Source organism: Microbacterium sp. NPDC057407 (genome assembly GCF_042803895.1).
In the GTDB taxonomy this organism is placed as follows: domain Bacteria; phylum Actinomycetota; class Actinomycetes; order Actinomycetales; family Microbacteriaceae; genus Microbacterium.
On sequence record NZ_JBHVCA010000001.1, the window covers coordinates 800,577 to 813,260 of the forward strand.

Below are 12,684 nucleotides of genomic sequence, written 5' to 3' on the forward strand. Positions count from 1 at the left end.
ATCAGATCCCGACCGTCAGCGAGGCCGTGTAGCCCGCCTGCGCGGAGCCCGCCATGGTAGCGATCTGGTGGATCCCCTGGTCGTCGCCGAAGACGTTGTCGCTGCTGAGCGTGACCTGCGCGGCGTTGCGGACGCTCGACTCGTAGCCGGATGTCGCGTACACGGCCGCGTTCGTCTCGTCGGGGAGGGCGATCTGCGACGTCTTCACGATCGGACCCGACGCCACGGCGGTCGCGACATCGTCGTAGACCTCGAAGTGGATGTGGGGCCACCGGCCCGAGTAGCACGCGGGATAGATCGACGTGAACCGCACGGTGCCGTCGGAGCCGGTCTCCTGCACCCCGCGCAGATAGTTCTCGTTCTCGACGCCTGCGCTGTACAGCGAGTAGCGGCCCTCGCGGTCGCAGTGCCAGAGGTAGACGCCCCGGCCGGCGAGCGCTGCGCCCGTCGAGGCATCCCGCAGCGTGAGCGCGATCGTCAGCGCCACGCCGTCGGCCACCGTCGACGACGAGCCGAAGCTCGAGCGGATGTCGGACCGCACGATCCCCGAATCGTCGAGCACGTTCACGCCGTTCGACCCGTCGCCCGGGTACGGACCCCCGGTCTCGTCGGGCACTTCGGCGAGGGGAGCGGATGCCGCGGCCGACGCGCTCGCCGAAGGGGTCGGCGTGCCCCCGGAGGAAGCGGACGTCGCCGACGCATTGGGGGAGGCGCCCGCTCCGCCCGTCGCTCCGCACGCCGCCAGGAGGCTCGTCAGTGCGACGCCGCCGAAGATGCCGAGCGCGCGACGCCGATCGATCAGGGTGCGGATGTCGTAGACGAGGCCGCGATGGTCCTCGTCGATCACCCGGCCCTGCGCATCGGTCCAGCGGCCGTCGTCGGGGGAAGCGTCGTTCGTCATGTGTCCGAGCCAACGCCAGGCTCCGATGAAGGGGCTATGCGCCGCCTATGGCGTCGATGTCAGGTGATGGTGGGGACGGGCTCGGTGTCGGGGATCGGGCTCGCGTCGCGCCCGCGGAGGTCGGGGAAGCCGCGGACGAAGGCGACCGCCACGATCAGCCCGGCCGCGGCGAAGGCCGTCGCCGCGATGTAGGCGCCGCGCGCGTCGGTGGCGTCGATGAGGAAACCGGCGATCGCCGAGCCCGCGGCGGCGCCGATGAGCTGGCCGGTGCCGACCCACCCGAAGGCCTCGGCCGTGTCGCTGAACTTGACGCTCGCCGAGGTCATCGCGAACAGCACGGCCAGCGCCGGCGCGATCCCGATGCCCGCGAGCACGAGCGTGCCACCGAGCCAGAAGACATCGAGAGACACGATCGTGAGCGCGAGGCCGACGGTCACGATCGCCAGCCGGCGGGCCATCGCCCACGGGCCGATCGGGATGTGCCCGAAGGTCAGGCCGCCGGCGAGACTGCCGACCGAGAACAGCGCGAGGACGATGCCCGCCTCGAGACCGCCGTGCGTGAACGTCGCGACCACACCCACCTCGACGGCCGCGCACGCGCCGATGAGCAGGAAGCCGACCACGGTCGCCAGCAGCACCGGAACCTTGGTGAGCACCTTGCCGATGCTCCGCCGACTGCGGGGGATGCGCACCCGCCCCACCTCGGGGGAGAGGACGAACCACGCGCCGCCGCCCAGGAGGATCACGACGATCAGCAGGAGCGCCGGGACCGTGCCGACCTGGGTCGCGACGACGGTGATCACGACGGGGGCGACGATCCAGATGATCTCCTGCAGCGACGCGTCGAGCGAGAACAGCGGCGTGAGCTGCTTGGAAGTCACGAGCTTCGGGTAGATCGTGCGCGCCGCGGACTGGATCGGCGGGGTCGACAGGCCGCTGACGAACCCGAGCGCCATGTAGCCGGCGACGGGGAGGGCGAGCAGGGCGATCGCCGTGATGGAGAGCGCGCAGACGATCATCGTCGCAGTGATGACCCGTCTCATTCCCCACCGGCCCATCCACCTGCTCGTGACCGGTCCGGCGACGGCCTGACCGATCGACGCGGCGGCGAGCACCAGCCCGGCGGCGCCGTACGACCCCGTGACGAACTCGACGTGCAGCAGGATGGCGAGACTCGTCATGCCGTTCGGGAACCGCGCGGTGAGCTGGGCCGCGATGATGCGACCGACCCCCGGAGTGCGAAGAAGATCCCGATAGCCCGCCACGCCTCCACGTTAGCGCGGCTCCACCAGGTGCTCCGGCGATGCGGGACGGCTTCGGGGAACGCTTGTCCGCGACGCGCCGCGCGACACGCCGCGACACGCCGACGGGTGTCATCCACAGGCAGATTCGCTGTCGGATCCCCGGCGTACCGTCGCACCTGTGGAGAGCCGCTTGCGAGGCATCCGAATCCCGCGTGATTCAGGCCTTTTTCAGGATCCGGATCGAGTGCGCTCCTGTGGATGAAACGGTGGAGAACCTGTGTTGTACATGGGGAGAGCGGTGGAAAATCACACAGATGTAACTACTAGCCCTTGTGGTGCTTCCGGATGTCGGTACCCACATGTAGTGTTGGTCTCCCGGCGGGGGGCCTGCCGGAGAATCAATCGGATGTGAGGGGAGACACAGGGTCGACATGGCGATCACGGTCTACACGAAGCCTGCGTGCGTTCAGTGCACGGCCACTTATCGAGCACTGGACTCGAAGGGCATCGAATACGAAATCCACGACCTCTCCGAGGACCCTTCGGCCCTCGAGCAGGTCAAGGCGCTGGGCTATCTGCAGGCGCCCGTCGTCATCACCGATGAGGACCACTGGTCGGGCTTCCGTCCCGACAAGATCGACGAGCTCGCCTCGCGGCTCGCGTGACGCCATGGCAACCGCGATCGCAGAGCGAGACGCGGTTGCCGGGCGCCGGGCCGCGACCCCCCTCCTCGTCTACTTCTCGAGCGTCTCAGGCAACACCGCGCGCTTCATCGAGAAGCTCGGCGCCCGAGCGGTCCGGATCCCGCTGCACGCGGCGGATGCGCCCCTCGTGGTCGACGAACCGTACATCCTCGTCACCCCGACCTACGGCGGAGGCCAAGGTCGGGGTGAGGAGCGGGGAGCGGTTCCCAAGCAGGTGATCCGGTTCCTCAACGACGAGCGAAACCGGCGCCTGATCCGCGGAGTGATCTCCGCGGGCAACACCAACTTCGGCGAGCACTACTGCATCGCCGGCGACATCATCAGCCGCAAGTGTCATGTGCCGCACTTGTACCGGCTCGAAGTATTCGGCACGCCCGAAGACGTGGATCGCGTGAGCGAGGGATTGGAACGATGGCAGACGCCGCAGTGACCGAGCAGGACTTCAAGACCGAGGACTTCAAGACCGAGGCGCGCTTCGAGGGCATGGACTACCACGCGCTCAACGCGATGCTGAACCTCTACGACGCGAACGGCAAGATCCAGTTCGACGCCGACAAGCGCGCGGCGCGGGAGTACTTCCTGCAGCACGTCAACCAGAACACGGTCTTCTTCCACTCGCTGAAAGAGCGGCTCGACTACCTCGTCGAGAAGGAGTACTACGAGCCCGAGGTGCTGCAGAAGTACTCGTTCGACTTCATCCAGCAGCTCAACGACTTCGCCTACGGCAAGAAGTTCCGCTTCGAGACGTTCCTCGGCGCGTTCAAGTACTACACGAGCTACACGCTGAAGACCTTCGACGGCAAGCGCTACCTCGAGCGGTTCGAGGACCGCGTCGTCATGACGGCCCTCGCGCTGGCGGACGGCGACGAGGCGCTCGCCACGAGCCTGGTCGACGAGATCATCTCGGGCCGCTTCCAGCCGGCGACGCCCACCTTCCTCAACGCCGGCAAGGCGCAGCGCGGCGAACTCGTCTCGTGCTTCCTCCTGCGCATCGAAGACAACATGGAGTCGATCTCGCGCGGCATCAACTCGTCGCTCCAGCTGTCCAAGCGGGGTGGCGGGGTCGCGCTGCTGCTCTCGAACATCCGCGAGTCCGGCGCCCCGATCAAGCAGATCGAGAATCAGTCCAGCGGCATCATCCCCGTCATGAAGCTCCTCGAAGACAGCTTCAGCTACGCGAACCAGCTGGGTGCGCGACAGGGGGCCGGCGCCGTGTACCTCAGCGCACACCACCCCGACATCATGCGCTTCCTCGACACCAAGCGCGAGAACGCCGATGAGAAGATCCGCATCAAGACGCTCTCGCTCGGTGTCGTCGTGCCCGACATCACCTTCGAGCTCGCCAAGAACGGCGAAGACATGTACCTCTTCTCGCCGTACGACGTGGAGCGGGTCTACGGTGTGCCGTTCGGCGACATCTCGGTCACCGAGAAGTACCGCGAGATGGTCGACGACGCGCGGATCAAGAAGACGAAGATCAACGCGCGCGAGTTCTTCCAGACCCTCGCCGAGATCCAGTTCGAGTCGGGTTACCCGTACATCATGTTCGAAGACACGGTGAACAAGGCCAACCCCATCAAGGGTCGGATCAACATGTCCAACCTGTGCTCCGAGATCCTGCAGGTCAACACCCCGACGACCTACAACGAAGACCTGTCGTACGCCCAGATCGGCAAAGACATCTCCTGCAACCTGGGATCGCTCAACATCGCCCTGGCGATGGACGGCGGCAATCTCGCGAAGACGGTGGAGACCAGCATCCGGGCCCTGACCGCCGTGAGCGACCAGAGCCACATCGCCTCCGTGCGCTCGATCGAAGACGGCAACGACCGCTCGCACGCGATCGGCCTGGGTCAGATGAACCTGCACGGCTACCTGGCTCGCGAGCACGTGCACTACGGCTCCGAAGAGGGCGTCGACTTCACCAACATCTACTTCTACACGGTGCTGTTCCACGCGCTGAAGGCCTCGAACGCGATCGCGATCGAGCGCGGCGAGGTCTTCGACGGCTTCTGGGACTCGAAGTACGCCTCGGGCGAGTTCTTCGACAAGTACATCGACCAGGAGTGGGTCCCGGCCACCGACAAGGTCGCGCAGATGTTCGCCGGCCACCACATCCCCACGCAGGACGACTGGCGCGAGCTGAAGGCGTCGATCCAGCAGCACGGCATCTACAACCAGAACCTGCAGGCCGTGCCGCCGACCGGATCGATCTCGTACATCAACAACTCGACGTCGTCGATCCACCCGATCGCCGCGAAGATCGAGATCCGCAAGGAGGGCAAGCTCGGCCGCGTCTACTACCCGGCGGCGTTCATGACGAACGACAACCTGGAGTACTACCAGGACGCGTACGAGATCGGCTACGAGAAGGTCATCGACACGTACGCCGCGGCGACGCAGCACGTCGACCAGGGTCTGTCGCTGACGCTGTTCTTCAAAGACACGGCGACGACGCGCGACATCAACAAGGCGCAGATCTACGCCTGGCGCAAGGGCATCAAGACGATCTACTACATCCGTCTGCGTCAGATGGCGCTCGAGGGCACCGACATGACCGAGTGCGTCTCCTGCACGCTCTGACGACCGACCTGTGATTTCGGAAGAGGAACAATGAGCGAGAAGCTCCAGCTCCTGGATCACGTCCAGGCCATCAACTGGAACCGCATCCAGGACGACAAAGACCTCGAGGTGTGGAACCGCCTCGTGAACAACTTCTGGCTGCCCGAGAAGGTGCCGCTGTCGAACGACATCCAGTCGTGGAACACCCTCACGCCCGAGGAGCAGACGCTCACCATGCGCGTCTTCACCGGGCTCACCCTGCTCGACACCATCCAGGGCACGGTGGGCGCCGTGTCGCTCATCCCCGACGCGATCACGCCGCACGAAGAGGCGGTGTACACGAACATCGCGTTCATGGAGTCGGTGCACGCCAAGTCGTACTCGTCGATCTTCTCGACCCTGTGCTCGACGAAGGAGATCGACGAGGCGTTCCGCTGGTCGGTCGAGAACCCGAACCTTCAGAAGAAGGCCCAGATCGTCATGGAGTACTACCGCGGCGACGAGCCCCTCAAGCGCAAGGTCGCCTCGACGCTGCTCGAGAGCTTCCTCTTCTACTCCGGCTTCTACCTCCCGATGCACTGGTCGAGCCGCGCCAAGCTCACCAACACTGCCGACCTCATCCGGCTGATCATCCGCGACGAAGCCGTGCACGGGTACTACATCGGCTACAAGTTCCAGCGCGGTCTCGAGAAGGTCGACGAGGCGAAGCGTCAGGACATCAAGGACTACACGTTCTCGCTGCTGTACGAGCTCTACGACAACGAGGTGCAATACACGCAGGACCTCTACGACAGCGTGGGTCTCACCGAGGACGTCAAGAAGTTCCTGCACTACAACGCCAACAAGGCGCTGATGAACCTCGGCTACGAAGCGATGTTCCCGTCCACCGTGACGGACGTGAACCCGGCGATCCTGTCGGCGCTCTCGCCCAACGCCGACGAGAACCACGACTTCTTCTCGGGGTCCGGATCGTCGTACGTGATCGGCAAGGCTGAGGCCACCGAAGACGAGGACTGGGACTTCTGATCTCATCGGGGATCCCGACAGACCGAGATCCCCCTACCTGCCCCGGGTCGGCGCGGAACGTCACGCGTCTCCCAGCAACAGGCGAGGCCCCCGGACGGGCCGCTCACGGAGCGGCCGGCCGGGGGCTTCGTCGCGTCGCTACGGTGCCGGCGTGTGCGTGGAACCAGTCTCGGACGGAGAGGCCGGAGAGGCCGGAGAGTCCGCGGAGGCGGGGGAGGCCGGCGAGGCGGGCGAGGCCGGCGAGGCGGGCGCCGCGACCGCTGCGGAAGCATCCCGCGCGCCCCGGGTCTTGATCAGGCTCGCGGCCGTCGCCACCGCGATGGTCGTCGCGATGAACAGCAGCGAGAACCAGATCGGGATCTCCGGGGCCCACAGCATCGGCTCGCCGCCGTTGATGAATGGCAGCTCGTTGACGTGCATGGCGTGGAGCACGAGCTTGACGCCGATGAACGCGAGGATCACGGCAAGGCCCTGCGCGAGGTAGACGAGGCGCTCGAGCAGCCCGCCGATCAGGAAGTACAGCTGACGCAGACCCATGAGCGCGAAGGCGTTGGCGGTGAAGACGATGTACGCCTCCTCGGTGAGACCGTAGATCGCGGGGATCGAGTCGACGGCGAAGATGAGGTCGACGAAGCCGATCGCGATGATCACGAGGAACATCGGAGTGACGAAGCGGCGGCCGTCCTTCACGACCATGAGGCGGTCGCGGTTGTACTCGTCACTGACCGGCAGGTGGCGACGCACGAACGACATGAATCGTCCCTGAGCGGGGTCGGCCTCGCCGTGACTGAACGCCTGACGGTACGCGAGGAACAGCAGCAGCGCGCCGAACAGGTAGAAGATCCACGAGAAGTTCGAGATCAGCGCCGCGCCGACGGCGATGAACACGCCGCGCAGGATCAGGGCGATGACGATGCCGATCATCAGCACCTTCTGCTGATAGATCTTCGGCACCGCGAAGCCGGTCATGACGATGAGGAAGACGAAGAGGTTGTCGACGGACAGCGCCTTCTCGGTGAGGTAGCCGGCGAAATACTCGCCGCCGTACGTCCAGCCGGAGAAGACGCCGATGCCGACGCCGAACAGCAGGGCAAGGCCGATGTAGAACGCCGACCACCGGGCCGACTCGCCGATCGACGGCTCGTGCGGCTTGCGGACGTGCGCGAAGAACTCGTAGACGAAGAACGCGATCGTGACGGCGATCGTGATGATCCACACGAGAGGGGTGATGTTCACAGGATGCTCCAGACCTGGCGTGACAGATGACGCCAAGGTCTTCTCCATCCTCGAGGTCGAGGACCGACGACCCGGGATGCGTCTGCATCCGTAGTGACGAGTCGGCCGTGCCGGAGTACTCCCCTTGCTGTGAGCAGATTACGGGGTCATCCTCGCCCCACCCTGGGAACAAGCCGAGAGACGCCCCGCACCGCCGGAGGGCGGCGTGGGGCGTCTCTCGGTGCCTGCGGACTCAGGGTCAGCTGAGGCCGTTCTCCGACAGCCAGTCCGCGGCGATGTCTTCGGCGGAGCGCTCGTCGACCGTGGACTCCACGTTGAGAGCCACGAGGCCCTCGGGGGTCAGCGCGGCGCTGACGGCGTTGATGACGTCGGCGATCTCATCGGCGATGTCGGCGTTCACGAGCGGCACGACGTTGGACGCGAGGAAGAGACCTTCGGGGTCTTCCAGGGTGACCAGGTCTTCCGTCTCGATGCGAGGGTCGGCGCTGTAGACGTTCGCGACCTGGATGTTGCCGGCCACCAGCTCCTCGACGGTGGTGTCGGCGGTCGCCTCGAACGCGACGGTGACACCGTAGACCTCCTCGAGTCCGGACGGGCCGTAAGGACGCTCCTCGAGCTCCGGAGCGCCGCCGAGCACCAGACCGTCGATGCCGGCGAGATCGGCGATCGACGTGAGGCCGTTCTCCTCTGCGAAGGCGGCGGTGACGTTGTAGGAGTCCTGGTCGGTCGCCGACGACTGGTCGAGCACCGTCAGGCCGTCGGGGAGGGCGTCCTGGAGTGCGGCGTAGACGTCGTCCTCGGTCGTCGCGGTCGTGTCGGGCTCGAAGTACTGCAGCAGGTTGCCGGTGTACTCCGGGAAGAGGTCGATCGAGCCGTCCTCGATGGCCGGCATGTACGCGTCGCGCTGGCCGATGTTGAAGTCGCGCTCGACCGTGAAGCCCTCGGCTTCGAGCGCCTGGGCGTAGATCTCGGCGATGATCTCGTTCGAGTAGTACGCCTGCGAGCCGATGACGATGGTCGACGAGTCGCCGCCGGCCTCGCTTTCACCGCCGTCGTTCTCGAGCGGGTCGCTCGAGGCGCACCCGGCGAGGGCGAGCGCGGTGAGGGTCGTCGCGGCGAGCGCCAGAGCGACGCGGCGTCGTGCTGTGGACATGGGAACCTCCGTTGTGGTGTGCGGTCAGCGGGAAGGGACGGGAACGGGAGCGGCCGCGGAGCGGACGCGACGGGGACGAGGAGCGTCGGTGCGGGGCACGGCGAACCGCGCGAGGAGGGCGAAGAGTCCGTCGAGGACGAGAGCGAGGGCGACGACGATGATCGACGCGCCGAGGATCTCGGGGAAGTCGCGGGTGTTGAGTCCCTGGATCATGTAGAAGCCGAGCCCGCCGAGGCCGACATAGGCCGCGATGGTGACCGTCGCGACCACCTGCAGTGTCGCCGAGCGCAGACCGCCGATGAGGAGGGCGAGTCCCAGAGGCATCTCGATCCGGAACAGGATCTGCCACTGGGTCATGCCCATGGCACGCCCGGCGCCGATCACTGAGCGGTCGATGGCCTCGAAGCCGGCGTAGGCCCCGGCCAGGATCGACGGGATCGCGAGGATGACGAAGACCGTCATCGCAGCCTGCGTCTTGAGCTGCACCCCGGCGAGCATCACGAGGAGGATGACCAGCCCGAGAGCCGGAAGAGCCCGGGCGGCACCGGACAGGAAGACGGCGACCTCGCGCCCGCGACCGGTGTGTCCGATCAGGTAACCCAGCGGAATGGCGATGACCGCCGCGATGGCCACCGCGCCGAACGTGTAGGCGAGGTGCTGGACGATCGCCTCGGGGAGGGGGAGCGAGCCCGTCAGCCGCGCCGGTGAGAAGATCCAGGCGAGGGCCTCGGCGAAGAGATTCATGCCGTCACCGCCCTCAGCCTTGCCCGCCGCGGCGCGGTCCGGCGCGTCCATGGCAGGAGGATCCGGCCGAGCAGCACCAGCAGGAGGTCGACGACGACCGCCACGACCACGACGGCGACGACGCCCGCGAGCACCTCCGCGACGATGCGGCGCTGAGATCCGTTGGTGAACAGGTAGCCCAGGTTCTCGACGCCGATGAGCGCCCCGACGGTCGCGAGCGAGATCGTCGACATCGCGGTCACGCGGAGCCCGGCCAGCACCACGGGACCGGCGAGCGGCAGATCGACCGTCCAGAAGCGGCGCCAGGTTCCGAAGCCGACGGCTACCGCGGCCGCCCGGGTGGACGGGTCGACCGAGGCCAGCCCGTCGGTCACCGAGCGGGTCAGGATGGCGACGGCGTAGATCGCGAGCGCGATGATCAGGGTCGTCTCGGACAGGTACGGGATGCCGAACAGCGCGGCCACGATGGGGAAGAGCGCGAACGACGGGATCGTGTACAGCAGCCCCACGACGGTGAGCACCCCGCCCCGGAGGGCCGTGTAGCGGAACGCGAGCCAGCCGATCGGGAGCGCGAGGACGAAGCCGATGACGATCGCGATCGCGCTCTGCCGGAGGTGCTGCACCGTCAGGGATGCGATGAGATCGAGGTTGTCGGCCACCCAGCTCACGGCGAGTCCTCCACGAGGACGCCTTGCGTGCGACCGGCCGCGTCGACGAGCACCGTGGCGTTCTCGACCCGCTTCGCCCGCAGGGCGCGCGCGCCCCGCTCGACCCCGATGAAGTCCGCGACGAACGGAGTCGCCGGCTGCTCGATGATCTCGCTCGGGCTGCCGATCTGGGCGACCTTGGCGCCCTTCTCGAGGATCACCACCTGATCGCCCAGGAGGAAGGCCTCGTCGATGTCGTGCGTCACGAAGACGATCGTCTTCTCGAGCTCGCGCTGCAGCCGGATGGTCTCGGTCTGAAGCTCGCGACGCACGATCGGATCGACGGCGCCGAACGGCTCGTCCATGAGGAGGATGTTGGGATCGACGGCGAGGGCCCGGGCGACGCCGACGCGCTGCTGCTGTCCGCCCGACAGCTGACTCGGGTAGCGCTTCGCCATCGCCCGCTCGAGACCCACGACGTCCATCAGCTCGAGGGCGCGCTCGCGGGCCTTCGCCTTGGGCACGCCGTTGAGCACCGGGACGGTGGCGATGTTGTCGACCACCGAGAAGTGGGGCAGCAGACCGGCGTTCTGCAGGACGTAGCCGATCCCCCGCCGGAGTGCGACGGGATCCCGCTGCGAGATCGGCTCGTCGTCGATCGTGATGCGACCGCTGGTGGGGTCGACCAGGCGGTTGATCATGCGCAGCAGAGTCGTCTTGCCGCTCCCCGACGAGCCGACGAAGACGGTCGTCTTGCGAGCCGGGATGAGCACGCTGAAGTCATCGACGGCGACCGTGCCGTCGGGGAACCGCTTGGAAACCGCATCGAATTCGATCGCCATGCTGTCCTTTCGCGCGAGAACCCAGAAAACCACAGGGAAGGGACATCGCGGGCCGAATGGCGCGACTTCTTACCTCTTATGTCGTCGCGCGCCATTCGGAGGCCGGAGCGGAATCGGTTTGCATCCTCGCCGATGTCGCCCGCCGCCGCTACTTTGGAGCCCATGAACGCTCGCGAGTACGCCCTGATCGTGATCGGCGCCGGACCGGTGGGCGAGAACGTCGCCGACCGCGCGACGCAGGGCGGGCTGTCGGTCGTCATCGTCGAGAGCGAGCTCGTCGGCGGGGAGTGCTCGTTCTGGGCGTGCATCCCGTCGAAGGCCCTTCTGCGGCCGGGCGCGGCGCTGCGAGCGGCCCGCGCCGTCGGCGGGGCCGCGCAGGCCGTCACGGGCGCTGTCGACGTCGCCGCCACCCTCGAGCGCCGGGATCGGCTCGTCCACGACTGGGACGACACCTCGCAGGTCGAGTGGCTGCAGGGGGCGGGGATCGATCTCGTCCGCGGCCATGGCCGCCTCACCGGTGAGCGCGAGGTGACGGTCACGGGAGCCGACGGCGTCGAGACGCGGCTCGTGGCACGCCACGCCGTCGCCATCTCGACCGGATCGGCGGCACTCCTCCCCGACATCCCGGGCCTGCGCGACGCCGACCCCTGGACGAGTCGCGAGGCGACCGGCGTCCGTGAGGTCCCGCCGTCGCTCGCGATCCTCGGGGGCGGCGTCGTCGGCAGCGAGATGGCCACCCTCTACGCGTCGTTGGGCGCCGAGGTCACCGTGATCGCGCGATCGGGGCTGCTCCGGGGCCTCGAGCCGTTCGCCGGCGAAGCGGTCGAGAAGGCGCTGACGGATGCCGGGGCCGACGTCCGCACGGGCGTGGAGCTCGAGCGGGTCGACCGCGGGGCCGACGGGGTCGTGCTGACCCTGTCGGACGGCTCGCGGGTGAGCGCCGCGCAGGTGCTGGTCGCGACCGGCCGCGTTCCGCGCACCGAGGATCTCGGACTCGAGACGGTCGGCCTGCGCCCCGGGGACTGGCTCGACGTCGACGACAGCCTGCGGGTGCGCGGAGTGGACTGGCTCTACGGCGTCGGCGACGTGAACCACCGGGCGCTGCTCACGCACCAGGGGAAGTATCAGGCGCGGGCTGCGGGCGACGTCATCGCCGCCCGGGCCCTGGCGACGACGGTCGACGACGCGCCGTGGGGCGCGCACGTCGCGACGGCCGACCACTCGGCGGTGCCGCAGGTCGTGTTCACCGATCCCGAGGTCGCCGCTGTCGGCCACACCGAGCAGTCCGCGCGGGCGGCGGGACTCGCGGTGCGGGCGATCGACTACGACCTGTCGTGGATCGCCGGGGCGAGCGAGCTCTCCGACGACTATCGCGGGCGCGCTCGTGCGATCGTCGACGACGAGCGCCGCGTGCTGGTGGGCGCCACCTTCGTCGGACAGGATGTCGGCGAGCTGCTGCACGCGGCGACCATCGCGGTCGTCGGCGAGGTCCCGATCGACCGCCTGTGGCACGCGGTTCCGTCCTACCCGACGATCAGCGAGGTGTGGCTGCGGTGGCTCGAAGACCTCGGCCGCGGCTCCGCCGTGCGGTGAGAAGGTCCCAACTGCGCACAAACCCGCCCGGC

12 protein-coding genes are annotated in these 12,684 nt (G+C 67.5%); 5 read left to right on the forward strand and 7 right to left on the reverse strand.

Annotated elements, in window-relative coordinates; genetic code table 11:
* Position 1: 1 nt before the first annotated feature.
* Together ACFUTX_RS03875 and ACFUTX_RS03880 are read right to left on the reverse strand one after the other, a co-directional pair.
* Positions 2 to 901: an intradiol ring-cleavage dioxygenase gene (locus ACFUTX_RS03875; protein WP_378860866.1), complete on the reverse strand. Its 900-nt coding sequence runs from the start codon at positions 899 to 901 to the stop codon at positions 2 to 4.
* 59 nt (positions 902 to 960) lie between these two features.
* Positions 961 to 2,166, reverse strand: coding sequence for an MFS transporter (locus ACFUTX_RS03880; RefSeq protein WP_378860867.1), 1,206 nt, complete (start codon positions 2,164 to 2,166; stop codon positions 961 to 963).
* Positions 2,167 to 2,576: 410 nt separating this feature from the next.
* Between ACFUTX_RS03880 and nrdH the strand changes: the two genes are divergently transcribed.
* From nrdH to nrdF, 4 genes are read left to right on the forward strand one after another with little or no spacing between them, the layout of a single operon-like run.
* Complete coding sequence (gene nrdH / locus ACFUTX_RS03885) at positions 2,577 to 2,810, forward strand: glutaredoxin-like protein NrdH (RefSeq protein WP_019181042.1); 234 nt, start codon at positions 2,577 to 2,579, stop codon at positions 2,808 to 2,810.
* Between the two features lie 4 nt (positions 2,811 to 2,814).
* On the forward strand, positions 2,815 to 3,279 hold the full coding sequence (gene nrdI / locus ACFUTX_RS03890; protein ID WP_378860868.1) for a class Ib ribonucleoside-diphosphate reductase assembly flavoprotein NrdI: 465 nt from the start codon (positions 2,815 to 2,817) through the stop codon (positions 3,277 to 3,279).
* A gap of 53 nt (positions 3,280 to 3,332) precedes the next feature.
* Positions 3,333 to 5,432: a class 1b ribonucleoside-diphosphate reductase subunit alpha gene (gene nrdE / locus ACFUTX_RS03895; RefSeq protein WP_378861055.1), complete on the forward strand. Its 2,100-nt coding sequence runs from the start codon at positions 3,333 to 3,335 to the stop codon at positions 5,430 to 5,432.
* Positions 5,433 to 5,462: 30 nt separating this feature from the next.
* Positions 5,463 to 6,437 carry a class 1b ribonucleoside-diphosphate reductase subunit beta gene (gene nrdF, locus ACFUTX_RS03900; RefSeq protein WP_378860869.1) on the forward strand — a complete coding sequence of 325 codons (975 nt, stop codon included), beginning with the start codon at positions 5,463 to 5,465 and terminating at the stop codon, positions 6,435 to 6,437.
* A gap of 138 nt (positions 6,438 to 6,575) precedes the next feature.
* Here the strand turns inward: nrdF and ACFUTX_RS03905 are convergent, their stop codons facing one another.
* From ACFUTX_RS03905 to ACFUTX_RS03925, 5 genes are all read right to left on the reverse strand, one after another.
* Positions 6,576 to 7,673: a TerC/Alx family metal homeostasis membrane protein gene (locus ACFUTX_RS03905; RefSeq protein ID WP_378860870.1), complete on the reverse strand. Its 1,098-nt coding sequence runs from the start codon at positions 7,671 to 7,673 to the stop codon at positions 6,576 to 6,578.
* Positions 7,674 to 7,911: 238 nt separating this feature from the next.
* A complete protein-coding gene (locus ACFUTX_RS03910) occupies positions 7,912 to 8,826 on the reverse strand; it encodes an ABC transporter substrate-binding protein (protein ID WP_378860871.1) in 915 nt (304 codons plus the stop codon).
* A gap of 24 nt (positions 8,827 to 8,850) precedes the next feature.
* Positions 8,851 to 9,570, reverse strand: a complete 720-nt coding sequence (locus ACFUTX_RS03915; RefSeq protein WP_378861056.1) for an ABC transporter permease — start codon at positions 9,568 to 9,570, stop codon at positions 8,851 to 8,853.
* Positions 9,567 to 10,238: an ABC transporter permease gene (locus ACFUTX_RS03920; RefSeq protein WP_378860872.1), complete on the reverse strand. Its 672-nt coding sequence runs from the start codon at positions 10,236 to 10,238 to the stop codon at positions 9,567 to 9,569. The genes ACFUTX_RS03915 and ACFUTX_RS03920 overlap by 4 nt, the downstream gene beginning before the upstream one ends.
* Positions 10,235 to 11,059, reverse strand: coding sequence for an ABC transporter ATP-binding protein (locus tag ACFUTX_RS03925; protein WP_378860873.1), 825 nt, complete (start codon positions 11,057 to 11,059; stop codon positions 10,235 to 10,237). Before ACFUTX_RS03925 ends, ACFUTX_RS03920 begins: the two co-directional genes overlap by 4 nt.
* Before the next feature lie 162 nt (positions 11,060 to 11,221).
* Here ACFUTX_RS03925 and ACFUTX_RS03930 point away from each other — a divergent pair, with 162 nt between their 5' ends.
* Positions 11,222 to 12,652, forward strand: coding sequence for a dihydrolipoyl dehydrogenase family protein (locus ACFUTX_RS03930; protein WP_378860874.1), 1,431 nt, complete (start codon positions 11,222 to 11,224; stop codon positions 12,650 to 12,652).
* Positions 12,653 to 12,684: the final 32 nt, after the last annotated feature.